Source organism: Leptolyngbya sp. 'hensonii' (assembly GCF_001939115.1).
Lineage (GTDB): Bacteria > Cyanobacteriota > Cyanobacteriia.
Genome location: NZ_MQTZ01000041.1, coordinates 445,518 through 468,800 on the forward strand (window position 1 = coordinate 445,518; position 23,283 = coordinate 468,800).

28 protein-coding genes and 1 tRNA gene are annotated in these 23,283 nt (G+C 50.7%); 20 read left to right on the forward strand and 9 right to left on the reverse strand.

Translation table 11 applies throughout. The features are described from left to right. Positions 1–226: 226 nt before the first annotated feature. Together BST81_RS28100 and BST81_RS13750 are read right to left on the reverse strand one after the other, a co-directional pair. A complete protein-coding gene (locus BST81_RS28100; RefSeq protein ID WP_171974757.1) occupies positions 227–403 on the reverse strand; it encodes a hypothetical protein in 177 nt (58 codons plus the stop codon). Then, positions 403–1,173, reverse strand: a complete 771-nt coding sequence (locus BST81_RS13750; protein ID WP_216351322.1) for a hypothetical protein — start codon at positions 1,171–1,173, stop codon at positions 403–405. Before BST81_RS13750 ends, BST81_RS28100 begins: the two co-directional genes overlap by 1 nt. A gap of 74 nt (positions 1,174–1,247) precedes the next feature. On the opposite strand from BST81_RS13750, the gene BST81_RS13755 reads away from it, so the two are divergent. The 8 genes from BST81_RS13755 to BST81_RS13790 all read left to right on the forward strand — a co-directional run bounded on the left by BST81_RS13755 (position 1,248) and on the right by BST81_RS13790 (position 6,548). Further along, entirely contained in the window at positions 1,248–1,610 is a 363-nt protein-coding gene (locus BST81_RS13755) for a hypothetical protein (RefSeq protein WP_075599040.1), read from the forward strand. After that, on the forward strand, positions 1,610–3,139 hold the full coding sequence (locus BST81_RS13760) for a hypothetical protein (protein WP_075599041.1): 1,530 nt from the start codon (positions 1,610–1,612) through the stop codon (positions 3,137–3,139). Before BST81_RS13755 ends, BST81_RS13760 begins: the two co-directional genes overlap by 1 nt. Before the next feature lie 207 nt (positions 3,140–3,346). Further along, positions 3,347–3,691, forward strand: coding sequence for a hypothetical protein (locus BST81_RS13765; protein WP_075599042.1), 345 nt, complete (start codon positions 3,347–3,349; stop codon positions 3,689–3,691). A gap of 52 nt (positions 3,692–3,743) precedes the next feature. Further along, positions 3,744–4,331 (forward strand): hypothetical protein, encoded by a 588-nt coding sequence (locus tag BST81_RS13770; protein ID WP_075599043.1) that lies wholly within the window; start codon positions 3,744–3,746, stop codon positions 4,329–4,331. After that, positions 4,309–4,560: a hypothetical protein gene (locus BST81_RS13775; RefSeq protein WP_075599044.1), complete on the forward strand. Its 252-nt coding sequence runs from the start codon at positions 4,309–4,311 to the stop codon at positions 4,558–4,560. The genes BST81_RS13770 and BST81_RS13775 overlap by 23 nt, the downstream gene beginning before the upstream one ends. 357 nt (positions 4,561–4,917) lie before the next feature. Further along, entirely contained in the window at positions 4,918–5,667 is a 750-nt protein-coding gene (locus tag BST81_RS13780; RefSeq protein WP_075599045.1) for a hypothetical protein, read from the forward strand. Continuing rightward, positions 5,664–6,239, forward strand: coding sequence for a hypothetical protein (locus tag BST81_RS13785; RefSeq protein WP_075599046.1), 576 nt, complete (start codon positions 5,664–5,666; stop codon positions 6,237–6,239). The genes BST81_RS13780 and BST81_RS13785 overlap by 4 nt, the downstream gene beginning before the upstream one ends. 12 nt (positions 6,240–6,251) lie before the next feature. Further along, a complete protein-coding gene (locus BST81_RS13790; protein WP_075599047.1) occupies positions 6,252–6,548 on the forward strand; it encodes a hypothetical protein in 297 nt (98 codons plus the stop codon). A 1-nt stretch (position 6,549) separates the two neighbouring features. On the opposite strand, the gene BST81_RS13795 is transcribed toward BST81_RS13790, so the two are convergent. Together BST81_RS13795 and BST81_RS13800 are read right to left on the reverse strand one after the other, a co-directional pair. Next, positions 6,550–6,879: a hypothetical protein gene (locus BST81_RS13795; protein ID WP_075599048.1), complete on the reverse strand. Its 330-nt coding sequence runs from the start codon at positions 6,877–6,879 to the stop codon at positions 6,550–6,552. Beyond that, positions 6,880–7,212, reverse strand: coding sequence for a hypothetical protein (locus BST81_RS13800; protein WP_143780336.1), 333 nt, complete (start codon positions 7,210–7,212; stop codon positions 6,880–6,882). Positions 7,213–7,754: 542 nt separating this feature from the next. Here BST81_RS13800 and BST81_RS13810 point away from each other — a divergent pair. From BST81_RS13810 to BST81_RS13820, 3 genes are read left to right on the forward strand one after another with little or no spacing between them, the layout of a single operon-like run. Then, entirely contained in the window at positions 7,755–8,141 is a 387-nt protein-coding gene (locus BST81_RS13810) for a hypothetical protein (protein ID WP_143780337.1), read from the forward strand. A gap of 53 nt (positions 8,142–8,194) precedes the next feature. Then, positions 8,195–8,368 (forward strand): hypothetical protein, encoded by a 174-nt coding sequence (locus BST81_RS28105; protein ID WP_171974759.1) that lies wholly within the window; start codon positions 8,195–8,197, stop codon positions 8,366–8,368. After that, positions 8,368–8,631, forward strand: a complete 264-nt coding sequence (locus BST81_RS13820) for a hypothetical protein (RefSeq protein ID WP_075599053.1) — start codon at positions 8,368–8,370, stop codon at positions 8,629–8,631. Before BST81_RS28105 ends, BST81_RS13820 begins: the two co-directional genes overlap by 1 nt. Before the next feature lie 258 nt (positions 8,632–8,889). Here BST81_RS13820 and BST81_RS29145 read toward each other — a convergent pair whose 3' ends face one another. Together BST81_RS29145 and BST81_RS13830 are read right to left on the reverse strand one after the other, a co-directional pair. After that, positions 8,890–9,012: a hypothetical protein gene (locus tag BST81_RS29145; protein WP_290439441.1), complete on the reverse strand. Its 123-nt coding sequence runs from the start codon at positions 9,010–9,012 to the stop codon at positions 8,890–8,892. Continuing rightward, the gene (locus tag BST81_RS13830) at positions 8,996–9,199 is read right to left on the reverse strand and encodes a hypothetical protein (RefSeq protein ID WP_075599055.1); all 204 of its coding nucleotides are present in this window, start codon (positions 9,197–9,199) and stop codon (positions 8,996–8,998) included. The genes BST81_RS29145 and BST81_RS13830 overlap by 17 nt, the downstream gene beginning before the upstream one ends. A gap of 331 nt (positions 9,200–9,530) precedes the next feature. Between BST81_RS13830 and BST81_RS13840 the strand changes: the two genes are divergently transcribed. The 3 genes from BST81_RS13840 (at position 9,531) to BST81_RS13855 (ending at position 11,164) form a co-directional block, all read left to right on the forward strand. After that, a complete protein-coding gene (locus BST81_RS13840) occupies positions 9,531–10,055 on the forward strand; it encodes a hypothetical protein (RefSeq protein ID WP_143780338.1) in 525 nt (174 codons plus the stop codon). Between the two features lie 518 nt (positions 10,056–10,573). Beyond that, the gene (locus BST81_RS13850; RefSeq protein ID WP_075599059.1) at positions 10,574–10,795 is read left to right on the forward strand and encodes a hypothetical protein; all 222 of its coding nucleotides are present in this window, start codon (positions 10,574–10,576) and stop codon (positions 10,793–10,795) included. Further along, positions 10,796–11,164, forward strand: a complete 369-nt coding sequence (locus BST81_RS13855) for a hypothetical protein (protein ID WP_075599060.1) — start codon at positions 10,796–10,798, stop codon at positions 11,162–11,164. Here BST81_RS13855 and BST81_RS28860 read toward each other — a convergent pair. Together BST81_RS28860 and BST81_RS13865 are read right to left on the reverse strand one after the other, a co-directional pair. Further along, complete coding sequence (locus tag BST81_RS28860) at positions 11,147–12,256, reverse strand: site-specific integrase (protein ID WP_075599061.1); 1,110 nt, start codon at positions 12,254–12,256, stop codon at positions 11,147–11,149. The genes BST81_RS13855 and BST81_RS28860 overlap by 18 nt on opposite strands. Positions 12,257–12,410: 154 nt before the next feature. After that, positions 12,411–12,483, reverse strand: a tRNA-Glu gene (locus BST81_RS13865). Between the two features lie 506 nt (positions 12,484–12,989). Between BST81_RS13865 and BST81_RS13870 the strand changes: the two genes are divergently transcribed. The 6 genes from BST81_RS13870 to BST81_RS13895 all read left to right on the forward strand — a co-directional run bounded on the left by BST81_RS13870 (position 12,990) and on the right by BST81_RS13895 (position 22,211). Further along, entirely contained in the window at positions 12,990–16,478 is a 3,489-nt protein-coding gene (locus BST81_RS13870) for a response regulator (protein WP_075599062.1), read from the forward strand. 78 nt (positions 16,479–16,556) lie between these two features. Next, positions 16,557–18,128: a trigger factor gene (tig, locus tag BST81_RS13875; RefSeq protein WP_075599063.1), complete on the forward strand. Its 1,572-nt coding sequence runs from the start codon at positions 16,557–16,559 to the stop codon at positions 18,126–18,128. A gap of 232 nt (positions 18,129–18,360) precedes the next feature. After that, a complete protein-coding gene (gene clpP, locus BST81_RS13880; RefSeq protein WP_363080074.1) occupies positions 18,361–18,975 on the forward strand; it encodes an ATP-dependent Clp endopeptidase proteolytic subunit ClpP in 615 nt (204 codons plus the stop codon). A gap of 14 nt (positions 18,976–18,989) precedes the next feature. Next, on the forward strand, positions 18,990–20,348 hold the full coding sequence (gene clpX / locus BST81_RS13885; RefSeq protein WP_075599064.1) for an ATP-dependent protease ATP-binding subunit ClpX: 1,359 nt from the start codon (positions 18,990–18,992) through the stop codon (positions 20,346–20,348). Positions 20,349–20,356: 8 nt separating this feature from the next. Further along, positions 20,357–21,223: an alpha/beta hydrolase gene (locus BST81_RS13890; protein ID WP_075599065.1), complete on the forward strand. Its 867-nt coding sequence runs from the start codon at positions 20,357–20,359 to the stop codon at positions 21,221–21,223. Between the two features lie 112 nt (positions 21,224–21,335). Then, positions 21,336–22,211 (forward strand): DNA adenine methylase, encoded by an 876-nt coding sequence (locus tag BST81_RS13895; RefSeq protein WP_075599066.1) that lies wholly within the window; start codon positions 21,336–21,338, stop codon positions 22,209–22,211. Between the two features lie 77 nt (positions 22,212–22,288). Here BST81_RS13895 and prmA read toward each other — a convergent pair whose 3' ends face one another. Then, positions 22,289–23,185: a 50S ribosomal protein L11 methyltransferase gene (gene prmA / locus BST81_RS13900; protein WP_216351323.1), complete on the reverse strand. Its 897-nt coding sequence runs from the start codon at positions 23,183–23,185 to the stop codon at positions 22,289–22,291. Between the last annotated feature and the right edge of the window lie 98 nt (positions 23,186–23,283).

Here is a 23,283-nt window from a genome sequence, read left to right on the forward strand (position 1 = left end):
TCTACTGGCTCCAAAGGAGTTTGATAGAAGCCCGACCCCCCGATCGGTGTAAGCCCACCTGTAACCGGTGGCCCCTGTTGCTGAAAGCGATCAAGATCATCTAGTGGCCCAGAGTCATCACTATCTCTAAAATCGGGTTCATCCCGGCTTCTGGGGGTTGTCCGGTTCGGCCCCCGATTCCGTTCTCTCCTAAATGACCCCCCTCTTGCCCTGCCACCGGTAGCCATCAGTTCAACAGGCTCCAATAGTTAGGGCGAAAAATAAATCCGTTGTAGGGCTCCCCAATGCGATTAGCTCTGATGGATAGGGCCTCATACTCTGCAGGCCCATAGAAGTCATAGGGAATGTGAACGTATTTGCGTCCCCTGCGCTGAATTCTTACCCAGGAATTTAAGTTAAACATTAGAACCCTTCCAGCCCGGTCAGGGTGGCAGGTCCATCTGCTACGGCTGCAATAGAACCCCGGTAGAGGTTGGTCAGGTTGATCTCATAAGTGCCCCCTCCCCTGACCAGGGTGATACCCTTGCCCCGCTCGGCCACCCCCCCATAGGCCAGGTAGGCATCATAGTTCCTGGACGTGTTGATCAATGTCACCTGTAGCCGGTTGGGATTGGCCGGTAGGATTACCTGGCTGCCGGTGGATAGAACCCAGTTATGGGCTTCCGAGCCGGTGATTTCTTCAGCGTCTGTAGGCAGGCTAAATGCCTCCTCTTTGACACTTCCGAAAATAGTTACCCGGTCATCCCCTTCCAGGAAGTTGTGCCCTACGTTGACAATCCTGGCCCCGATCGAACAATCGTTACTGACGTTAAAAAAACCATCGTCAGTAAAGTAGGGCATCAAGGGGATGTGGTAGTAAGGCAGGCGATTGAGCAGGCTAATACTGGCGATCGGCTGCCAATCAATCCGACTATTCCGCATTAATAGCTGTAATTCCTTCCTTGGCCCCTTCCACTCTGCATCCCTGACAGCAATCAGCCGATCGGTCCTGGATGCTGTGATATCCAGGTCTGGGATGGCTGACTCTTCAGTGGAGTTGATATCCACCAGCATTCTTAACCCGGTCAGATAGCCGTTATATCGGATGACGTTAGAACGCTCATAGGGTGATACCCAACCGGGTGAATAAACTTCTATCAGCTCTCCAGTCGTGGCAGCAGTGAAGGTCTTCAATACCGACACGGTTCTTACAAAGGTTTGTTGCATAGCATAAAATTTGCATAGTACACAATTACTAGCTTCAATATATGCCAAGCGATTTAACTTTTAGTGATGCTCAAATTGCCTCCGGTGTGTCTGGAACCTTTACCTATGACGCTGGTAATGACGATGTCCTGATCTCCGTCAAGAAAATCACTGGCGATAGCTATGCAGCCCTTACAGACACAGGGGTAATTGAATTTGTCTCCAAACTCCTGAACCTGTGCGAAAAGGCTCAAACCTCAGTGAATGCAACGGCTGTGGCAGGCTCCCGGTTGAATGCTTTCCAGTCCCCGGTCTATGGAGTCCCCAGTCAGGAAGCGAATGGGGACTTTTACGCCAGTGTCACCTACACAATGATTGCCAGGGCTCCATTAAGCCTGAATGATCCGATCGGACCTGTTATCTAATGGGCATCGTAATTTCGGCTAAGAACCTGCTTAGCCGTGCAACACGGCAATCTGCAACCGGAAACTCTTCTGGCCTGCGTAAAATAAACCTGTTTTCAGGCGCAATCACCAAAACGGAGAAGGGCGGCCTGATCCAGCAAATATTTAATGCCGGAGGTAAGTTTATCTCCTGGATTGCTGGGGAAGCACTTAAATTTCTCTCCTGGTCTATTACTGGGATTTGGGATTGGGTTGTAGAGAAGACAATTGAGCTATCTCAGTTCAATTGGAATGCTTCGGACCAGGAGTTGCAGGTAAACCTGCAGTCTGTTAATGAGCAGTTGGGTTCGATTTGGGGGGGATTAACGGGCTCAGGGATTGGCTGGCTAGCTGCCATGGGCCTGGGATTTGGCGTCTCCCTGGTAGTACCGGTGATCGGCGGTCCCATGCTGGCAAGGTCGATCGCTGGAAAGGTCGCTATCGAAGCTGGCCAGGATCTGACTAGTCGGCTATTTGCCGCCATATTTCAGACTTTTAATGTGGGGGCAACTAATGCAACAGTCAACACCTACATCAATTTCCGTAAATGGCTGAAAGACCCAAATAACAAGCTATTGGATAGCCTGTTCCCCAAAGAGACTGCCGCAAAGATACGGAAGGATTGGGGTAAGCAGGGTGGCCCCCAGTGGACGATCGCTAAGGCCATTGACGATAAGGTCAACTCTATCAAAAACCCCCTACTCAGGGGTTTCGTACAGGGTTTAACCTCTGAGTCCTTTGAAAGTTTCATTGAGGGTGGGTATGTTGTTGCCTATGAACTTGAGAATGCCTATGAGCAGGCGAAACTAGCTAGGCAGACTTCCCGTGGTGGGGAGAAGGAAATTATTCTGGTTCCTGATCGGGAAGTACCAGAAGAGACAATAGTGTTAACCGGCAACAAGGAAACCACAATTCAGGAGGTACAAACCGCCCTCACCTCCCACCGGCTTGTTTATAACCGGGATGTCGGGATGATTGCCGGGGAAGCCTACCGGGATGACGCCCATGCCCCCGTTGCATCTCTGAGGCAGTTAAAAATAGTCTTCAAGGCAAAGGCTAAACCTCCATACCGGGATGCTAAAGGTAATCGCCCCCGTGAAACCTATTGCACCATCTCTGATGTGGATCGCGGGTTGACCTGGGGAAAGGTCAAGTTTGCCGCTAAGCATTGGACATGGGGCAAGTGCTATGCAGTAGGAAGGTTTGCTAGTCGCCGCAAGATGGTTGTCTACGGTGCAACTGAAACAGAGGCAGAGAGAAAACTTAAGGAATTGGCGGTTCTAAGCTCATCCCGGTTGCTTACCGTTCGCACAGGTACAGAGCGGGAAGTTGATGCCAGGAAACGTAAAAAGCCGGTCGAGATGTATCCGGCCTACGCAATCCTAATCACGCTATCCCCATCCCCTACCGGAAAGGTTGTAACCATTGACGGCAAGCAGTACAAGCGTGAGCAAGTTCGCGTCAACCTGTACCCAGATGAAGAACCAAAAGACTCTCCAAAACTGAGCTAGAAACCATCAAATTTCCCATGCAAAAAGACTGCATAGACAGGCTTTTTCTTATGCTCGATTTTGCGGCACATAATATGCCATGCCATGAACTGCAGGCGATTTTCCCGAATGAAAACCGGTGATCACCGATTAAGTATTAATACAGATGTTCTATCTCTGCGACTACTTACACAATCGGAGTATCACCCATGAGAGGAAATACTCACTATGGCCGCTAAAACTGATTTGACCTGGCAGGAATTGCAGGATGAGTTACCCGCCAATTCAATCACCGTGTCCGGTGGAAAGGTTGTGATTGATGTTGGAGTACTGACTGGGGACACCGTTGATGCCTTGACTGACACCGGGGTGTTGGAATTTCTCTATAAGATCCGGGAAGCTGCAGGTTTAGCCCAGGAAACTGTAAACGAAACTCAGGTAGATGGTGAGAAGCTCGATTCCTTCCCCGGCTTCACCTTCTCCCCTGTGATCGATGGCTACGTTGAAGTCAGTCAGACCTCATCCTTTAAGCTACCTGTCAACACTGCTGTAATCGTTGGTCCCAATATCTAATCTGACCTGACGAATCTTTTATCCAATCTATAAAGCAGTGAGGTAAGCAACTATGGCACGTCGCAGAGGGGAAAGGGTCCCCGTTTTTGTTAATTTGACCAATGGCCTGAAATACGGTTTCCAGACCCAGAAAACCACCTTTGGTTCCCATGGTAAGGAGTTAGGGCAGACAGCCTACACCACCCAGACCGGAGTGTTCTTTGGTGCCAATTCACCCAAACCCAATCGGGCGACAAAGATATTCGCTACTGGATCAGAATCAAGTTTTTGCTCTGCAGCCAAAGAAGCTGCCCTGAAAAAAGCCGAATGGGTGATCACCAAAAAATCAAGCCGTAGAGGTATCAAATCAGCCGGAATCACCAGAACTGTTTACGTTGATATGCCCGGTGATTACAAGTACGCATGGAACCTAACCGCCGCTGAATTTGATTTGGCTCCAATACTGGGATTCCAGCAGGCTACAGGCTCTATGCCTGATTTGGTTTGGGGTAGCTATCCCAAACCCCCCCGTGCTTCTAAGCAAACCCCCGATGGCAGGGTGAGCACTTTTTGTAAACCACAGGGCACGGTCATTGACAAGGCTGTAGCTGCTGGGTTTTCAGTCAGCGCGATCGACTATGACCTCATCCCCAACGCCTAACAGTCCCCTGATTCTGCCTGGACATCCCCTGTTTGACCTGACCCTGGCCAGTCCTCCCCCTAACTGGGGGGAAGTGGCTGCCAGGGATGGCAACACCTACGCTCTTGTCGCAGAACCCGGGTCGGGTATCATGCGACCGGCAACTCAGGCAGAACTGGAGGATTACCTCTATGGGGGTGAGTACGACGAACGCATGGACGAAATAGGTGAATGGGATGACCTGGATTAGCGTCATGTCTCTCTCTGTTAAAAGCAACTGGAGTTTTTCAGCCCCAGTAGAGGGCAGTTTATTTCGTGTTGCCCATTCCACCGGCCCCGGTGGGGTGTATTGGGGTCGTAGGGGGTTGATTGCTCAAGCCAGGTTCTCCAGTAGTGGTGACGATCCGGAGCTGATCGACATTAGTCGGGTGTACGCAAAACCAGAGAAGGATCTGTTCATCTTAGTTTCTCCCTTCCCTTCCGGGGAAAGGAGAATCGCTTTCAGGGGGACAAGGTTTTCAATCCCATGGGATGTCTCAATCCATGTGGACCCTGATTACTTGCCACCAGATTTGAATCTGACTTTTCTCGTCAATTCCTGACAATCATGGCAGCTATTAACTTTTACTCGATCGATGATTTGGCATCCCTGTTAGGGGGTGCCATTCCCGCAGTAGGGGTTGACGCATACCTGGTTAAGGTGGGAGCTTACTCTGCCCATGCTGGGGATAGGATACTGGCCAGCCTGGGGGCTAATTGGACCCTAACCCTTCCTGCCTCACCAGAGGAAGGCGATTTTGTGGAAATCGAAACCATGAAATCAAACTTCCTCTTAACAATCGCCCGCAACGGCAATCTCCTGAACGGGCAGTCCCGTGATGGGCTTCTGCGGGGCGGAAATCACCGGGTGCTGATCTACTCAGGCGCGGTTTCAGGGTGGTACTGTGCGCCCAACGTGATAAACCTGTCCTACCTCAAGACAGTTACCGCAAGCGGCTGGAGTCCCACACCAGGGCATCTCAGCTACGCAACCGATGGAAACATCGCAACGGCTACCGATCTGGGCTCCCCCCCAAACGACAACGTGAGATGTCGGTTTGTCGTCGATCTGGGTGTAATTAGTTCCGGGACCTTCACCGCCACGGTTGTAACTGACCAGGGTGGCGGTGGGTTTCAACTGGGAATCGAGCATTCCCCGAATGGAAGTTCCTGGACCCAGTTAACGGAAGACATAATTGCTGTCACTAAAAATAGCTATGTTTTTTCGGCTGCGGTTAACAACAGGTACATCAGTTTCTATGCTGTGCAACTTAGTGGAGATGCCCGACTGGGTATCCAGGAGTTCGAGCTTTTATGACACCCTTTGTAACAACGATCGCTCAATCGCCCCCACCCCCCCAGCTACCCCCGGTATCCCCTGGTCTGGGGGATTTTGCCGCAATCTCCCTGATCGTTGCAGCGATCGGGACAGTGGCAAAACAAGCGTGGGAGTACTTTGTCCAGAAGGATAAGCAAGAGTCGGGTTTGACTGACACCCTGATCAATGACCTGCGAAACAACCAGGCGAAGATTATCTCCGACGTGACCCAGGGAATGGATCGGCTGGCTGCAGCCTACAAGGAAACAGCACTGGAGAGTCGCGCTGACTTTAGGTCGGCGATTGAGGAACTAAGAAAGGGGGAAGCCGGTCTGCAGGGTGCCGTAGTGCACCTGGGGCAGACAATCGGCCAGGATGTTCAGGCAAACCTTAAGACTCAAACACTGTTGTACGAATCCCACCGGAGTGCAATGGAGGAATTGAAGTTCAATTTAAGAGCTCTACACGAGAGAGCGGATCGGTGGGAAGTTGTTCTTAAGCAGCTCTGCGAGGGTAATTGCAACTACCCAGCAGACCGACCAAATCGGAACAGCTCGGACTTTCCAGGTTAAAAGGAGGCAATTGTGAGAGTACCCCTTGGTTATGTGCAAGCAGTTTCGTTGGCTATTAAGTGCGAAGCAATTCGCGACATTGTAGAAAAAGCCAAAGCAGACGGAAAAGTATCTACAGAGGAGTGGATATGCATTTGTATTGCTGCCACTCAAACAGTTTTAGGGATATTCGGTGAACAAATTCCGTCTGAGGTTGTGAGTGATATTCAGGGGATAGGTAAGGCTCTGAATGATATTGGCGATCTCAATGCTGAAGGCTTAAACCAGACGGTTAAATCCCTTCAGGAGGTGACTTGGAAGGAATCCTAACTCACCCGTGACCATTGCCCTGACTGCGAAGCTGGGACTGGAGGTATTCCCAAATTCGTCTGATCTCTTCCCTGTCTCTGGCCCCTTCTTCGATCGTTTGTACCACCAGACCGGCCAATTGATTGACGTTGGTTGTTAACTGCTCAACGTTTAACTCAATCCGATCGAGTCGTTCTTCGGCCTGTCGGTATCGTTCTTCGGCCTGTCGGTGTCGTTCTTCAGCCTGTCGGTGTTGTTCTTCAGAACGCTCACATTGTCGGGCCACAGTCAGAAGGATTTCCTTGACTGTTTCCAGGTCATTTTCAACATTTTCCAGACGTTCTGCCGTCATTTACTTCACCACAGGTTTTCCATCATCGGGGTTCAATCCAGCCTTGCGCCTCAACTGCCTGACCTCATCCCAGATAGGCCAGCGAACAAATGCGATCATCAAGAAAGCCAGGAAAATTACAAACCCAGAGCCACCAGTTACAAAATTAGTGATTTCAGAAGGGTCACCAAACAGGCGAATACTTGCTGGAATCAGGAAAAAAGGTTGAACCGCTGACCCCCACAGAATCCAGTGAACTCCACCATCAAACCCTGCCTTGCTGATGATGCGATCGCAGGGCAGACCCCAGACCAGGAGAACCACCAGGGTATAGGCTACAGCCCATACAATCATACCGGTCAAGCTTCCTGTCAACCGCCCAAGTTCAGACGCAAGAGCATCTAGCATGTTATTTACCTTCAGCTACTGTGGCAAGGCGATCTCCTACAGCCCTAACAACTTTAGCGAACTTGTCATCAGGAAGACATTTAATTTGCTCAACCATCTTGTCAATGCCGGACATAGGGGGCAGCTCTCCCCCGGAAAGATAGGTGATCATCTCATCCAAAGTGTAACCAGCGCTAGCGGCAATCTTTAGGAGGTTCCTAGTATCTGGGACAGTCGATTGATCTTCCCAGTCACGCACTGTAGTTCCTGCAACCCCTAATTTCCTTCCGTATGCTCTCTGACTTAACCTTTGCGTAGAGCGAACACCCCTGATCAAATTTGCCAGCCTTTCTCTGGCTTCAAGGCTTAATTCCACAGTATTGCTGTACACACACATCACTTCCTGCTACTAAGCATAGATTACCCACTGGTGTAAGTAACTCACAGTAGTTGATTGCTAAAAACAGCAGTTAACTATATGCTGTGATTGAACAGCATTTTTGATGTCTATGGAAACCACTCGATTACAGCTTCTTATTCCTGTGGAGATTGACATACAACTTAGGGTTGAAGCGGCCAGGAACAGGCAATCAATCAGCCAATTAGCTACTGCCGCATTCATCACCTATCTATCCTTCCTTGAGGAAAGCTCTAACAAAGAGCCGGAGTGTGATTTACAGCTTCTGGTAGGTGATTATTTTGAGACTCGCAGCAAGTCCATCCTGAAGCTCCAGGGCTTCACAGAATTGGGCGATTGCCTGTTCCTGCACGTTGACTCTGGGGTGAAATTGCCACCCATCCCCAGATCTATGGCTAAGTCCCGGTTACGAAATATCTCTGATTGTGCCTGGGATAAGCCCATCACAGACCTGACTGTGGAGATTTGCGCGTCATGATCGGGAGAGATCTTTGCTTCCCTCAAATCACAGTTGGCGGATTCACAAGTCCAATGAATCCAGGTCTGACAAAACGTGAATTTTTCGCCTGCCAAATAATGACTGCCTGGTTAAACGTCATATTACGTGACGGAGGCGTGAGCGATAAGCAGGTGAAAATCATTGCTCGCGATTCGGTGGCTTATGCCGATTTCCTGCTGGAAGCTATCGAGGAGGCAGATGAGTGATGGCTGCAAATAGGGAAATCAGCGTGTCTGAGTTGATTGAGGCAACCCCCTTTGGTCAGCCGGTTCAACTTCCTCATGGCAAGCTTTACCCCCTCACGGAGGGAAGTACTGAGGGGGTCTGGACAACCTCCTCAGGTCGGATCATCCTCACAGAGCATTTGTTCAAGACCATGAACGATCAGGGCCATATCGTTGCCTCTGAGTGCTTCACGTTTGGCCCTGATGGCAACCCTTACCTGTATTGCCGGGAGTTAGAGGAATGAGGTATTTAGGCTACTTTGAAACCGGAAATTTTCCCCACACGATGCGCCACTGGCTTTATCAGAGATCCAATGGGGCCATCCAGGTATTGAGCAATTCGGTGATTTTCACGGCTACTTATCCCAGCTGGGAAGAAGCCAAAAAACATATTCCTACGGATGCGCGCATCAACATGGACAGAAAGCCCCTGGAATCATGGCAGTCCCTAGGTGCATGAACCGGGACTGCCTTCATGGAGAGGTTAGGTCAGCGATCGTTCTCTAGTCCAGGCGATCGCATTCCTGGTAACCCGCAGGTGCATGAGCCGGGGTTGCCTCCAGTGATAGCGTCAGCGATCGCCCTTTCCCCTTGTGGGCGATCGCCTTCCTAAAGTTTGAGGTCATTGGGTCGAAGGACTGGGGCCAGGGCAATACCCCCACCTTCACAGGCGTAACCTAATCGCCGGATGACTAAGACCGTCGCCTGACCAGGCGATCGCCCTGTTCCCACCAAAGTAAAACCTGTCACCACCACTTCCACCAGGAGTCCAAACACCCGATCGCCTCTGACCAGGCGATCGGCAATTTTCAAACTATGGAGGCTTGATGTGCAACAGCAACAGATTTCTCAAGGTGCTTGTCAGATCAGCGTTTTTGACAGCACTCACTATCATTCTGTCCTTCCTTTACCTGATGGATTTGATTGGGCCATGGCCACAATCAGAGAGTGTGCCCTCATTATTGGCATCTTGTCAGAGGAGCCAAATCTGTCCAGAGAAGCCGTAGCCGATCGCCTGTGGGCTCATTCAACCTGGCTGTATAGCCATGAGCCAGCAATCACAGAGAAACCATCAGATTGCCCGTTTTAGATGTTGGGCTTCCACCAAAGCTGGTGGAAGCCCTTAGTTTTGTTGAGCAGGACTATGGAACCATTTATCAAGGTGACCGTTAGGGATTTGACAGTTTTAAACAGCCTGAATCTCAGATACAGCGAGTATCGGCTGTTCTGGTATTGCAAGGTCTTAGACCCGTTCTGTAATAGGTGGGCTCCTTTCAGCGTTCCAGAGGCTCTTAAAGTTTGCAATTTTCAGTCCGTTGGCACAGTCTACATGGGCCTTAAGACTCTCAAAACCAAAAAGCTGGTTAACGTGGTTTGGGAAAACGGTAGGGTATCTGTGGAAAACTTTTTCTCTGGAAGGAGTGTGGATCACTGCAGTGATCCTACGATCACCACAGTGATCGAAGATCACTGCAGTGATCCTACGATCACCACAGTGATCGAACCCCCCCCAGAAACAGCCAGGGGCGCTGACTTCGAACCCTCTAAGATTAAGAATTTAAAAGATATAAGAAAGAGCGATTTAAAAAGTTTTCCACAGGCCGGTTTTCCACAGGCCCCAAAGCCAGGAACTTCAGAATATTGGAAGTGGATAGGGGGTCAGCAATGAACTTCCCTGTCAACAGCAAGTCCCTTGGAGTGGATCAAGGTTCCGCTGCTGCCGGCAAGGTTGATTTTTTCGACTTGATTTTGACCAGGCAGATTCTGTTTAACCAGTTGACCCACCTGACAGGCGAGCTGTGGAACTGGAATCACCCTAGAGTAGTTGCCTGGATGGCGGCGTGTGGGTTCCACAACCCTTACTGCATCCCCTACCATGCCTATGCCGTTCTGGTGAGGCGATTACGAGAGGAGGTTGAGCGTGTTTCAAATAGAGATCGGAGGTAATGATGATATTTGATGAAGGCGTTCAGATCGGGGAACCATGCCCTAATTGTGAAAGCACCAGCACAGAGCATCGAGGTGGTGGTCTGTGGAAATGCGAGATTTGCTCAACTGCCTGGGGGCAAGAGTCGTTAACTGAATCCCAATCCTGTCCAAAGTGCAATAGCTCCAATACTGAAGAGTCCTGGTCATTGCCAGATCATTGGAGCTGTGTGAACTGTGGGTATAAGTGGAGATTGAATCATGGGGCGTAAAGGCAGAAAACCTATCGGTGAATGGCTGCCCACCGGGGGAGCTGCAGAGCAATTGGGTATCTCTGCCCGTCGTCTGCGAGACCTGAGAGATGATCTATCCATGGGGAAGCATTATCTGATTGTCAGTAAGAGGAATGCCGATCGCCCAACCTACCTGTGGAACATTCATTCAATTCGCAGTTATCTTTCTACTCCACTGGAGGTGAGGTGATTGATTTGTGTTACAGAAATCAAACGTGGAGGGGCACGTCAGGGGGCCGGTCGTAAGAGAGCTGATGATCCAACCGTTGTTATTCGTGTCCCCAGCAGTCAAGAGAAGGCTTGTAAAGAGTTGGTTCAGTTCGGTTTTACTTCTGACCAGGTGAGATTTGCTTACTCTCTAATTATTGTCAAACAAACAGGGCTATCCATTCCTGGTGTACCGGTTAACCTTAAAGACATCCACGCCTATGGCTTCCAGTGGATAAATTACCAGCATTTTGAATCCGCAGTGATGATGATGGCCGCCAAGAACGCCAACAAATCAATGAGAGTCTGTAGGGGCCTTGTCAGTGATTGGGCTCTACAGATTGAGTGGTGATGGAGGTGTGGGGCGATCGCTCCTCATCATCAGAGTCTCGAAGGCTCTTTGATGATGGCGATCGCTAATCCAATGATGGTATGTCTCTGTATGGACCTGGACAGAGTGCCCCATCTGCTGGGCAGCCAGGGAGATATCTAGACCAAATTCCATTGTTCTGATGGCCCAGCAATGACGCAAATCGTAGAGCTTGAAGGGAAGCTTATGATCTGCGAAATATCTTGTTGCAGAGTGCCCAACCTTGTCATTACTCCGGCTTAGGTCGATAGGGGGAAGGTTCACCTTTGATAAATGGAATTGGTCAAACCATTCCGGGTAACAGGGCCACACCCTTCGCGTCCCGGTTTTGGTTTTCTCCAACACTGTGATCACCTGGCTACCCTGGCTCAGCTCCTGCAGGTCTAACCGAAAGACCTCATGGGGTCTCAATCCATAAGTGGCCAGCATCCCATACACCCATCGCCATGCCTGATTTTTTAGGCGATAGAAGACTTCGGCAATCAGCAGATCGTCAGGCAGGTCTCTGGGGGATACGCGCCTGGGCGAGTAGTTGCCCGATAAGCTGGCTGGGTTAAAGTCCAGTCCAGCAAATTTAGCTATTGCTCCGGCTGCCATACAAGCCCGCTTTCTGGTTTTGGTATTGGGGACTGTCGCCAGAATTAATGCTTGCAGTAGCTCACTGGTGAGCTGTTGATCCTGGGGGAGGTTCTTCAGAGGTTTCCAGTAATCCCCTTGCCAGGTTGTCTCTGTTCCCCCGGCTGCCAGGTAGTGAGCCTTGAACTCTTCAATCAGAGTTGAGGCTGTACGTGATTTTTCCCGTACCGGTTCCAGATAGGGAACCCAGGAAAATTCCTTGCAGGCCAGCAGGCCCCCGATCGCCTTGGCCTCTGCTTCTGCTCTTTTTACTCCGGCTGCATTGGCGTAAATCCCCAGGGTAATCCACTGCTGGTGGGGGTGAAGCTTGCCTGACCCAGGTTTAGGGGGAAAAGTGCCCCTCAGGTAAAGCCGATCGCCTGTTTTGGTGAGACGAACTCCCACATTGGCACTTTTTAACCGGGTGTTTGCCGCTGCGATCCGTGCGCCTATGTCCATAAGTGGCTTGACTAAAGTTTGACTAAATATCGAGGTATATTCTCGTATATTTAGGGGTATTTATGTACTATCGCATATTTCCAGAAAGCTTAAAACCCTTGCACTGTAGCTTCTTCGCCACTTAGTACAAGGGTTCTGATCGCGCCTTTGAGGATACCCCCAGGGGAATTCGAATCCCCGTCGCCTCCGTGAAAGGGAGGTGTCCTAGGCCTCTAGACGATGGGGGCGCGTTATTGACCTTACTTAGGCTAACTAGAATCTTTGGCTTTGTCAACTTTCTTCCACAAATTCCTTTGGCGGGGATCTGTTTACAAAGATCAAAGAGAGATGTCCGTTTCCTTCTTCCTATAGTTAGTATCGGAAGCAGAGACCTGTTCTAGGATTATACATAGGCTGAGTCATCTTCGTTTCACTTAAAAATTAAGGTTATGGGATGGGAGAAGACGCGGAGCAAGGAGAATGCCGTAAATCAAGTCAAGTCTCTTGGCAATGTTCCTGAGGTTTAATATCTCCGGGGCTCCATCTCCTGGATACGTCCGAGACCAGCTATTAAGGTAGTATCGGTGCTGATAAAATCAAGCCTGATGTAGAAGTGGGGGAATTTTCACCTGGATTCTCGATCCGTAACTGGTATATAGTTTTGCAACCTGTAATTGACCCGACAGTGCTTCAAGCCAAAGACAGCTTTCAATCGGATCACCTCTGTGATGGAATTCCAGTGGGAGCACGGTGAATGAGAGCACCAAGCAAAAATAAACCGAAAATTCTGGTTGTAGATGATGAACCAGATAATTTGGATCTGCTCTATCGCACCTTTCATCGAGAGTTCAGGGTGCTGAGGGCGGAAAGTGCTCCTGTGGCGTTAGAAATTCTGGAAAAAGAAGAGGATATTGCTGTTATCATTTCCGACCAGCGCATGCCGTTGATGAGCGGGACTGAGTTTCTGAGTCTGACGGCCAGCCGCTACCCGGATATCATTCGGATTATTTTGACAGGCTACACGGATGTGGAAGATCTAGTAGAGGCCATTAACACTGGTCGGGTTTTTAAATATGTCACCAAGCCCTGGGATGAAAGGGAACTGAGATCAGTGGTGTCCCAGGCGATCGATACCCATAGTCTAATCAAAAACCGCACCCGTGAGCTCAGTCGAGCTTTGCGACAGGAATCCTTGTTGAATGCGGTCATTAATACTATTCATAGCGCCTCGGATTATCGGCAAATTCCCCAGACGATCGTGACGGCGATCGGGCAAATGTTTGAGGTGAGTTATTGTGTCCTGCGATCCTTCCGAGATGAACACCTGGAGGATGAACTGTTTGTCTACCGGGGCAAGAACGGGGAACCGTTGCCGGAAACCGGGAACGGAACCGAGCCAGCCTGCCCGATTCCTGATTCGGAGCTTTTGAGCCAAACCCTCTGGGAAAGCCGGGATGTGCGGGTTTTTAATGATGTTATAACGGATGATCCGGACCGGGATAACAGCCCTGAAGCCCGATCACGACATCAGGCTTATCAGCAGTTGGGGATTTGCTCCAGCCTGGTGGTTCCCCTGCTTAGCCGTCACGAATTGATTGCCGTTCTGGCGTTACACCAGTGCGGTGAACCCCATGCCTGGCAGGGAGAAGAAATCCAGCTCGTGATTATGGTGGCGGATCAGGCCGCCCTTTCCCTGTCCCAGGCGATCGCCTATGAACGGGTGCGATCCCTGGCTCAACGGGAAGCCCTGATCAACACCATCACCAGTGCGATTCGGTCCAGCCTCGACCCCCAGGAGATCTTTGCGGCCATTACCCAGCAGTTGGGTCAGGCGCTACATGTAGATGGCTGTGCCCTGTCTCTCTGGACAGAGGATGATGAATTTGTCCAATGTGTTGGCTTGCATGACTCTTCCCAACCCCAGAATTCCATCATTGCCACAGACTTGCCAGATCAGGCCAGTGGGGTTGCCCGTCAATTACCCCAATCTCTGGTGCCGATTGCGGGTAATCCCGTCCTGCAGCAACTGCTGAGAACTCAGCAGCCGGTTGCGATCGATGACCTGAGCCAGTACTCGGAAACCAATGAACCGGATTTGCCGGTACGGGCTCCAGCCCGTGCCTTGCTGATGGTGCCCCTCCTGGCAGATGGCAAACTGATTGGCAGCATTTCCCTGCGTCAGGTGCATCAGTCACGGCAATGGCGTAGCTCCGAGATTGATCTGGCCCAGGCTGTGGCAGCCCAGGCCGCGATCGCCGTGCAGCAGTCGCGCCTGTTTCAAAAGACCCGGCAACAGGCTGAGCAGTTACTGGAGCTCGATCGGCAAAAAACAGAATTTTTCCAGAATATTTCCCATGAATTCCGCACTCCCCTCACCCTGATGATTGGGCCTCTGGAGTCGGCGGTTTTTCACCACCAGGGATTGTCTGCTGAACAGGCTGAGATTGCCCTGCGTAATTCCCGGCGATTGTTGCGCTTGGTGAATCAACTCCTGGATTTACAGCGTCTGGATGCCGGACGGATGCAGCCCAGTTTTCGCCCCTGTCAGTTGGTAGAGTTCGTGGGCCAGATTGTGGATTCTTTCCGACCCTATTGCGAAAAGAAAGGCTTGGCACTGGTTGCTGATTTCCAGGTCTGTCCAACCCTTTATCTGGATCTGGAAAAATTTGACAAGGTAATTTACAATCTCCTCTCCAATGCCATGAAGTTTACTCCGTCTGGAGGCAGCATCAGCGTAACACTGGATCAGGCCAGGGACTACTGTTTGTTGCAGGTCAAAGATACGGGCATTGGTATCCGTACTGATCAGATTCCCCACTTGTTTGAACGGTTTCGACAGGCGGAGGGGTCTGCCAGCCGCAGTTACGAGGGTAGTGGTTTGGGATTGGCCCTCGTGAAGGAACTGGTGGAACTTCATGGGGGGCAGGTTACTGTGGAATCTGAATATGGTGCAGGCACAACTTTCATCCTCTGGTTGCGGTTGGGGAACGCCCACCTGCCTCCTCATCAGGTGATTGAGGTGCCGACGGAGGTGCCGACGGAGGTCCAACCGGGTCGGGCCGCCGTAGAACTGGCTGATCTGGAAACAGATCTGTATGAGCCCAGTCCATTGCCTGCTGAGCCTGTTCCAGTGCTCCCATTGGTGGAGCAGCCACCGGTAAGTCAGGAACGATCGAAGATCCTGATGGTGGACGACAATGCGGATGTGCGTAGTTACGTGGCTGATGTCTTGCGTCGGGCTGGCTATGAGGTCTGTATGGCCCGCAATGGGGCGGAAGGGTTTAACGTGGCTCGGGCTGAGACCCCCCATCTGATTGTGACGGATTTGATGATGCCCCTGGTCTCCGGTCTGGACATGATCCAGATGATTCGGGCCGAGCCTAGTCTGACTGGGGTGCCGATCGTCCTATTGACTGCTAAAGCGGATGCAGATACCCGCATCGAAGGAGTGGAGCGGGGAGCAGATGCTTATCTGTCGAAGCCGTTTAACGATCGGGAACTGTTAGCTGAGGTTCGCAATTTGCTGGCTCTGAAAGCCAATGAACGACGGATTGCCGAGCTGAACAGCTATTTGACCCAGTCGGTGCTGAGTCGGTTTTTGCCGCCTTCTCTGGTGCATAAGGCTGCCCGAGGAGAACTGTCTCTGGATCTGCGACCGGAACCCCGGATGATTACCGTTTTGTTCAGCGACATTATTGGGTTTACCCAGCTTTCCAATACCTTGCGATCGCGGCGGGTAGCAGAGTTACTGAATGAATATCTGGCTGAGATGACCCGGGCTGTTTTTGATAATGGGGGTACGGTAGATAAATTTATGGGAGATGCAATTCTGGCCATTTTTGGAGCCCCAGAAGAACTGACCCCCAATGAGCAGGTCCACCGATCAATCGCTGCGGCGCGCCAGATGTATCGCTCCCTGGATAAGTTAAATGAGCGCTGGCAGGCTCAGGGGATCAGTCGGGTCCAGTTCCGCTGTGGTATTCACCAGGGAACGGCGGTGGTCGGGATGTTTGGGAGTTCCGAACGGGCAGACTATACAGCGATCGGCCCCAGCGTCAACATTGCCGCCCGGATTCAGGAAGTGGCTGAGCCCGATCATATTCTGGTGTCGGCTGCCGTGGCCGATTACCTGGAGCAGGACGAGATCACTAAATTCAGCCCACTGAAACTTAAGGGTGTGGACGAAACCGTCCTGACCTTTTCTGTCACCCCCTATCCGACTCTGCCGGGATCACGCCCGTAAATCTAGGTAGCTATCTTCCGTTGGGATCAGTTACTATAGCTAATTGCCGATCCGCTTGGAAATTGGAAATTGAATTCGATGAAAGTTACTCAAGAAAAGCTCCCTGCCAGCCAGATGGGATTGGAAATTGAAATCCCTTCCGATGCATCTAAACAGGCTTATGAGAAGGCCGTGCAGGAGTTTATGCGCTCCGTCAATATCCCCGGTTTTCGCAAGGGCAAGGTTCCCCGTCAGGTTCTGCTGCAGCGGGTGGGCTCCCTTCGTATCAAGGCCGCTGCTCTGGAGGAGTTAATCCAGAAGAGTGTTCAGGATGCGATCGAGCAAGAAAAAATCCAGGCGATCGGCAATTATCAACTTCGCTCCTCGTTTGAAGAATTGATTACCCAGTTTGAACCGGGCCAGCCGATTACCTTCTCTGCGGCAGTTGATGTGCAGCCAGAGGTGACTCTCCACAAGTACTCAGGATTGATTGTCAAGGCTGAAGAAATCAAACCTGACCCGGCGCAGGTTGATCAGGTTCTGGAAGAACAACGTAACCGGCAAGCGACTCTGATTCCTGTGGAGAATCGCCCAGCTCAGATGGGAGATATGGCGATCGTAGACTATAAGGCCAGTTTCCCTGATTCGGAGGCTGCGGCGGATCAGTCAGATGATGAGGACAAATCCTGGGAGCAGGAGGATTTTCAGGTGGAGCTGGCAGAGGGGCGTTTTGTTCCTGGCTTCGTAGATGGTCTGATCGGGATGAATCCGGGTGAAACCCGGGAACTCCCGATTGAGTTTCCAGCGGATTATATGATCCAGGAACTGTCAGGAAAAACAGCCCTGTTTACAGTGACTCTGAAGGAGCTGAAAGAGAAAGAACCTCCTGCCCTGGATGATGATTTTGCCCAGGCTGTCAGCGAGTTTGAAACTCTGGCTGAACTGCGAGACTCTCTGGAAACCCGTTACCGGGAAGAAGCCGAGCGTAAAACGAGTTCTAACAAAGAGCGGGCTTTGCTGGAAGAACTCCTGAACCATGTTGAGGTTGACCTGCCAGAAAGCCTGATTGATCAGGAGATCACCTACATGTTGACCCAAACGGCCATGCAGTTGGAGAACCAGGGGTTTGATTACAAGCAGATTTTTACCCGGGAAGCAATTCCTGGTCTGCGGGAACGGTCTCGCCCGGAAGCGATCAAGCGGATCCAGCGATCGCTGGCTTTGGGAGAAATTGCCAAGCGGGAATCTATCCAGGCTGATCCCGAAGCGGTGAAAGCCAAAGTTAAGGAGATTGTGGCGGAGCTGGAAGATCGGGCTGTGGATCTGGAGCGTATCCAGAGCGCTGTTGAGGAAGATGTGCTGAAGGCGGCCATCTTTAAGTGGCTGGAAGAAAATTGTACGATCGAGCTACTTCCCGAAGGGTCTCTACAGGAAGCCGCTGAGGCTGAGGCTGAAGCTGAGGCTGCTATCTCCGAGTCAATTGAATTGATGGCTGAGGCTGCCCCTATTTCTGTGGAGGCTGAGGTTGTTTTGGAGGCCACTTCTGAGGCTGAGGCAGGCGAGGAGGCTTCCCCCTCAACGCTGTCTGATTCAGGGGAAGATCCTGAAAATAGATCTCGAACAACCAGTAAAGCATCAAAATCTAAAGCTAAATCTACTCAGGATGAATAAGAGATTTTACTTAACCTCCAGTTAGTTTCCATAGACTTGAGGCATAATGATCGCTAGGTGACTTGATGTCAAAATCCTGACTTGAAACCCGGTTTGTGAGTATTATTCTCAAGTCTTTATGTTGAATTCCCGAATCCCCGATTTCTTGCCCATCAGTCTGACTTCCCTGGATCTCTATTCCATCAGTGCTTACAACTCGGCTATTGCTGCTATCAAGGCAGGTTCAGTCAATGTGGTGCCGATGGTGGTAGAACAATCCGGTCGTGGTGAGCGTGCCTTCGATATCTACTCTCGCCTGCTGCGGGAGCGGATCGTTTTTATGGGAACGCCAGTCGATGATGCGGTGGCTGATTCGATCGTGGCTCAATTTCTTTTTCTGGAGGCGGAGGATCCGGAAAAAGATATTCAGTTCTATATCAACTCTCCGGGGGGGTCTGTCACCGCTGGCATGGCAATCTTTGACACCATGCAACAAATTCGTCCAAATGTGGCAACCATTTGTTATGGTTTAGCAGCGAGTATGGGTGCCTTTCTACTCTCCGCTGGCGAACCGGGTAAGCGCATGTCTCTACCCAGTTCCCGCATCATGATTCATCAACCCTTGGGCGGGGCTCAAGGTCAAGCAGTTGATATTGAGATTCAGGCCAAAGAAATCTTGTACCACAAACGTAAACTGAATGACTTGCTGGCTCAACATACGAGGCAGCCCTTGGAGAGGATTGAAGCAGATACAGAAAGAGACTTCTTCATGTCTGCTGCTGAAGCGAAAGAGTATGGTTTAATTGACAGGGTTATTTCTAGCCAGCCACTCTCTACCCCCAATGGGGCCGTCACTGCCAATAAGTAACGAGGCATAGAGCTATGTCTAAGTACGACTCCCATCTGAAATGTTCATTCTGCGGTAAGTCTCAGGAGCAAGTCCGTAAATTGATAGCGGGGCCGGGAGTCTACATTTGTGATGAATGTGTTGACCTGTGCAATGAAATCCTGGATGAGGAGTTATTTGATTCAACCTCTACCACACCTCAGCAGGCAACTCGTCCGAATCAACCCTCTGAAAAGCGTAAGCCGAAGAGTGGTAGTCTTTCCCTGAATCAGATTCCCAAACCCAGAGAAATCAAAAAATATCTGGATGAGCATGTGATTGGCCAGGATGAAGCCAAGAAAGTGCTTTCAGTGGCAGTTTATAACCATTATAAGCGGCTTAACTTTTTGCAATCTAAAGGCAGTGGTAAAGCCTCAAATGCCGAAGATTCGGTTGAGCTTCAGAAGTCGAATATCCTGTTAATTGGTCCGACCGGTTGCGGCAAGACCCTTCTGGCCCAGACCCTGGCTGATATTCTGGATGTTCCATTTGCTGTGGCTGATGCCACCACCCTGACAGAAGCTGGTTATGTTGGAGAGGATGTGGAGAACATTCTCCTGCGGCTGCTTCAGGTGGCTGAGCTGGATGTGGAAGAGGCCCAACGGGGCATCATCTACATTGACGAAATTGATAAAATTGCTCGCAAGAGCGAAAATCCTTCCATTACAAGGGATGTTTCCGGGGAAGGGGTACAGCAGGCTCTGCTGAAGATGCTGGAAGGAACCGTGGCCAATGTGCCTCCCCAGGGCGGGCGGAAACATCCTTACCAGGATTGCATCCAGATTGATACCAGTAATATTCTCTTCATTTGCGGTGGGGCTTTTGTAGGTCTAGAGCGGATTGTAGAGCAACGCATTGGTAAGCGCAGTCCGCTTGGATTTGAAATTGATCCCCTCAGTGATATCAACCAGCCTCGCGAAAAGCGGACGGCTGATATGCTGAAACATACGGAGCCGGACGACCTGGTGAAATTCGGCATGATTCCAGAATTCATTGGTCGGGTTCCGGTCATTGCCGTGGTTGATCCGCTGGATGAGGATGCCCTGGTGGCCATCCTGACCGAACCTCGTAATGCTCTGGTGAAGCAATATCAAAAGTTGCTGAAGATGGATAACGTTCAGCTTGATTTTAAGCCAGAAGCCGTTCGGGCGATCGCTCAGGAAGCCTACCGACGGAAGACAGGCGCAAGAGCTCTAAGGGCGATCGTGGAAGAGTTGATGCTGGATGTCATGTACGAGTTGCCCTCCCGTAAGGACGTAACCCGTTGTAGCATTACCCAGGAAATGGTTGAGAAACGATCGACGGCTGAACTCTTACTCCATCCCTCTTCTTTGCCCAAGCCTGAGTCTGCTTAGGTTCAGTAATGCCTTACATTGAAGTTCGTGGTGTTGACCACTATTATCAATGGATCACGGAATCCGGTGATGAGTGTCCTTCTGGCAAGCCGGTGATGGTCTTTTTGCATGGATGGGCTGGTTCTGCGCGCTATTGGGAAAGTACCGCTCAGGCTTTGGTGGATTCTTTTGATTGTCTGCTGTACGATCTGCGGGGGTTTGGTCGAACCAGGCTGCCTAAGGTCAGCAGCCTGATCGAACTGACCTACGAACTGGAATCCTACGCAGAAGATCTGGATACTTTACTGACCTTACTGAATTTGCAGCGGATTTATTTGAATGCGCACTCGACGGGGGCCTCGATCGCCACTTTCTTTCTGAATCTTTACCCCCAAAGAGTGGAGCGGGCCATCCTCACCTGCATGGGCATCTTTGAGTACGACGAAAAATCCTTCAAGGCTTTCCACAAGTTTGGGGGCTATGTGGTCAAGTTTCGACCCACCTGGCTGCTGCATGTTCCCTTCCTGGATCATCTCTTTATGGCCCGGTTTCTCCGGCGCTCTCTGACAGGGACGTATCGCAATCGAGCTTTCCTGGAAGATTTTTTGATGGCGGATTATGAGGCTGCTTTAGGAACCATTTATACTTCGGTAAGCAAGCGAGCTGCAGAGGTTTTGCCTCAGGAATTTGTCAAGTTACAGGTGCCTACCCTTTTGATTTCTGGAGAGCATGACAAAATCATTCCACCTGAAATGGGCCGTCAGGCGGCTGTTTTGAACCCTAAAGTTGAGTTTTGGATGATGCCTGATACGGCGCACTTTCCGATGCTGGAAGATCCAGAAACCTATTTGCAGCAAATCCGGCAGTTTTTGGGCAAGCTGCAACAGGTTTCCTGATCATCTGACGATGCATTGAGCCAAATTGCTTTCATTGATCCCAGTTTTCTCCGTAGATGCTTGAAACCTTAGAAATTTGTGTTAGAAAGGTGCCATAGTTAGCCCCATCGGTATGGCCTTTTCTCCCTTGTCAGTTGTTCCCAGGTCTGCGATTCCATCCCCAGTTTCTAATCAGATTGCACCACGCCCTTTTTTGAAATGGGCTGGTGGTAAAAGTCGCTTAATTCAGCAGTATTTAGATTTTTTCCCTCAGAACTTTGAGACTTACTTCGAACCTTTCCTGGGGGGAGGGGCCATATTTTTCTATCTCTCTTGCCTCTTTCCGGTGCGTGGCGTTTTGATGGATATTAATCCAGAACTGGTGAATGTCTATACCTGCGTCAAAGATCAGATAGAGACGTTGATGGATTTACTGGAGCAACATCGACAAAACCATAGTCAGCATTACTATTATCTGATGCGGGCAACTGTGGCGGAGTCCTCGATCGAGAGAGCGGCTCGCCTAATCTATCTCAACAAAACCTGTTTCAATGGCCTTTATCGAGAGAATTCCAAAGGACAATTTAATGTCCCAATGGGCCGATATAAAAACCCCCGCATCTTTGATCCTGAAGTCCTCTGTGCGGCCTCAAAAGCATTGCAGTTGACTCAAATTTACGAAAATCCATTTGAGACCGTTCTAAATTTTGCCGCCTCAAAACGGGATTTTGTCTATTTTGATCCGCCCTACTATCCCATCAGTGCCACCAGCAATTTCACAGCCTATAACCGGTATTCGTTTCATGCTGAGGATCAGATCAAGCTGCGAAATACTTTTGCAGAGCTGGCCAGTCGAGGGGTGCAGGTGATGCTGTCTAACTCGGATTGTCCGTTTATTCGAGAGCTATACCAGGACTTCAAGATTCACCCGATTATTGCCGCTAGGGCCATCAACTCAGATCCCAGTAAGCGCGGTAAGATTTCCGAGGTTTTGATTACCTCATACTGAAAGTATATTCAGCATGTGGAGGACAATCAAAACGACGAGCAGAGTTAAAGACCAAATCGTGATTCATGGTTATAAATCTACGATCGCCGGATATTAAAACAACACCAGTCCTGGCGTCGCCAGAGGGTAGCGACCACCCAGCCATTCTGCTCTAAGGTGTCGGCCACAGGTTTAGCCTGCTCCAACAGCACCCCACTGATAATGCCCCAGGTTGTGGGCTTGGCCAGGGCACCATAGAGGGGAGCCAAGTCGATGATCACTTCCGCCAGGATATTACAGATGAATCCATCGAGCGGAACACCGCCTGTCATTTCGATCAACCGTTCCACACTGCCCTGCTCCACCAGAAATCGCTCCGGGGCAATCTGATTCAGCTTCCGGTTACTCAGGGTAGACCGAACCGCCAAAGGGTCTGTGTCTATGGCGTAAACTTTCTGGGCTCCCAGCAGAATCGCCCCTGTGGCCAGAATTCCTGAACCACACCCGATATCAGCAATGACCAGATCGGGCTCCCCGTCGCCCAGGCGCATTTCCAGAGCTTCCAGGCAGAGCTGGGTTGTGGCGTGGGTGCCGGTCCCAAAGGCAACCCCAGGGTCCAGGCGAATCACAATCCGATCGGTCTCGGTGGGCACGGTTAACCAGGCTGGATAAATCAGGAAGCGATCGCCAACCTCCTGGGGTTCCCAATATTTCTTCCAGCTACTGGACCAGTCTTCCTCATCGATCAGGTTCCATTGCATCACCGGTTGTGGCAGACCCAGGCAAAGCACATCCTGACGTAGGAGGAGGGACAGGGCCGCCAGATCTAAAACATGGGCCTGCTCCTGGGGCAAATAAGCCCGAATCAAACAGGCGTGCCCCTTAATCTCACTGGCGGTTCCCCGGCAGCCAAAGTTTTCTAACCGCCAGAAGACTGTATCTTCCAGATGCAGATCACAGAGAATCAGGATTTCCCACCAGCTATTAGCCAACATCCCCTCCTTCGTGGGTAGCTGGGTGGCAGGAAGCAATCCTGTTGTTATGGTTCAACCCAGGGTTGAACGGCTGACGATCGATCGTGGACTGCCCACGG

What these genes read in the sequence shown, in the direction of transcription:
- prmA (WP_216351323.1), bottom strand. Translation starts at nt 23,185, where the DNA reads ATGTTGGCTAATAGCTGGTGGGAAATCCTGATTCTCTGTGATCTGCAT.
- BST81_RS13890 (WP_075599065.1), top strand. Translation starts at nt 20,357, where the DNA reads ATGCCTTACATTGAAGTTCGTGGTGTTGACCACTATTATCAATGGATC.
- BST81_RS13760 (WP_075599041.1), top strand. Translation starts at nt 1,610, where the DNA reads ATGGGCATCGTAATTTCGGCTAAGAACCTGCTTAGCCGTGCAACACGG.
- BST81_RS13795 (WP_075599048.1), bottom strand. Translation starts at nt 6,879, where the DNA reads ATGACGGCAGAACGTCTGGAAAATGTTGAAAATGACCTGGAAACAGTC.
- clpX (WP_075599064.1), top strand. Translation starts at nt 18,990, where the DNA reads ATGTCTAAGTACGACTCCCATCTGAAATGTTCATTCTGCGGTAAGTCT.
- BST81_RS28105 (WP_171974759.1), top strand. Translation starts at nt 8,195, where the DNA reads ATGAATCCAGGTCTGACAAAACGTGAATTTTTCGCCTGCCAAATAATG.
- BST81_RS13780 (WP_075599045.1), top strand. Translation starts at nt 4,918, where the DNA reads ATGGCAGCTATTAACTTTTACTCGATCGATGATTTGGCATCCCTGTTA.
- BST81_RS13755 (WP_075599040.1), top strand. Translation starts at nt 1,248, where the DNA reads ATGCCAAGCGATTTAACTTTTAGTGATGCTCAAATTGCCTCCGGTGTG.
- BST81_RS28100 (WP_171974757.1), bottom strand. Translation starts at nt 403, where the DNA reads ATGTTTAACTTAAATTCCTGGGTAAGAATTCAGCGCAGGGGACGCAAA.
- BST81_RS13870 (WP_075599062.1), top strand. Translation starts at nt 12,990, where the DNA reads ATGAGAGCACCAAGCAAAAATAAACCGAAAATTCTGGTTGTAGATGAT.
- BST81_RS13775 (WP_075599044.1), top strand. Translation starts at nt 4,309, where the DNA reads ATGACCTCATCCCCAACGCCTAACAGTCCCCTGATTCTGCCTGGACAT.
- BST81_RS13800 (WP_143780336.1), bottom strand. Translation starts at nt 7,212, where the DNA reads ATGATTGTATGGGCTGTAGCCTATACCCTGGTGGTTCTCCTGGTCTGG.
- BST81_RS13770 (WP_075599043.1), top strand. Translation starts at nt 3,744, where the DNA reads ATGGCACGTCGCAGAGGGGAAAGGGTCCCCGTTTTTGTTAATTTGACC.
- tig (WP_075599063.1), top strand. Translation starts at nt 16,557, where the DNA reads ATGAAAGTTACTCAAGAAAAGCTCCCTGCCAGCCAGATGGGATTGGAA.
- BST81_RS13840 (WP_143780338.1), top strand. Translation starts at nt 9,531, where the DNA reads ATGGAACCATTTATCAAGGTGACCGTTAGGGATTTGACAGTTTTAAAC.
- BST81_RS13895 (WP_075599066.1), top strand. Translation starts at nt 21,336, where the DNA reads ATGGCCTTTTCTCCCTTGTCAGTTGTTCCCAGGTCTGCGATTCCATCC.
- BST81_RS13810 (WP_143780337.1), top strand. Translation starts at nt 7,755, where the DNA reads ATGGAAACCACTCGATTACAGCTTCTTATTCCTGTGGAGATTGACATA.
- BST81_RS13820 (WP_075599053.1), top strand. Translation starts at nt 8,368, where the DNA reads ATGGCTGCAAATAGGGAAATCAGCGTGTCTGAGTTGATTGAGGCAACC.
- BST81_RS28860 (WP_075599061.1), bottom strand. Translation starts at nt 12,256, where the DNA reads ATGGACATAGGCGCACGGATCGCAGCGGCAAACACCCGGTTAAAAAGT.
- BST81_RS13850 (WP_075599059.1), top strand. Translation starts at nt 10,574, where the DNA reads ATGGGGCGTAAAGGCAGAAAACCTATCGGTGAATGGCTGCCCACCGGG.
- BST81_RS29145 (WP_290439441.1), bottom strand. Translation starts at nt 9,012, where the DNA reads ATGACCTCAAACTTTAGGAAGGCGATCGCCCACAAGGGGAAAGGGCGA.
- BST81_RS13785 (WP_075599046.1), top strand. Translation starts at nt 5,664, where the DNA reads ATGACACCCTTTGTAACAACGATCGCTCAATCGCCCCCACCCCCCCAG.
- BST81_RS13765 (WP_075599042.1), top strand. Translation starts at nt 3,347, where the DNA reads ATGGCCGCTAAAACTGATTTGACCTGGCAGGAATTGCAGGATGAGTTA.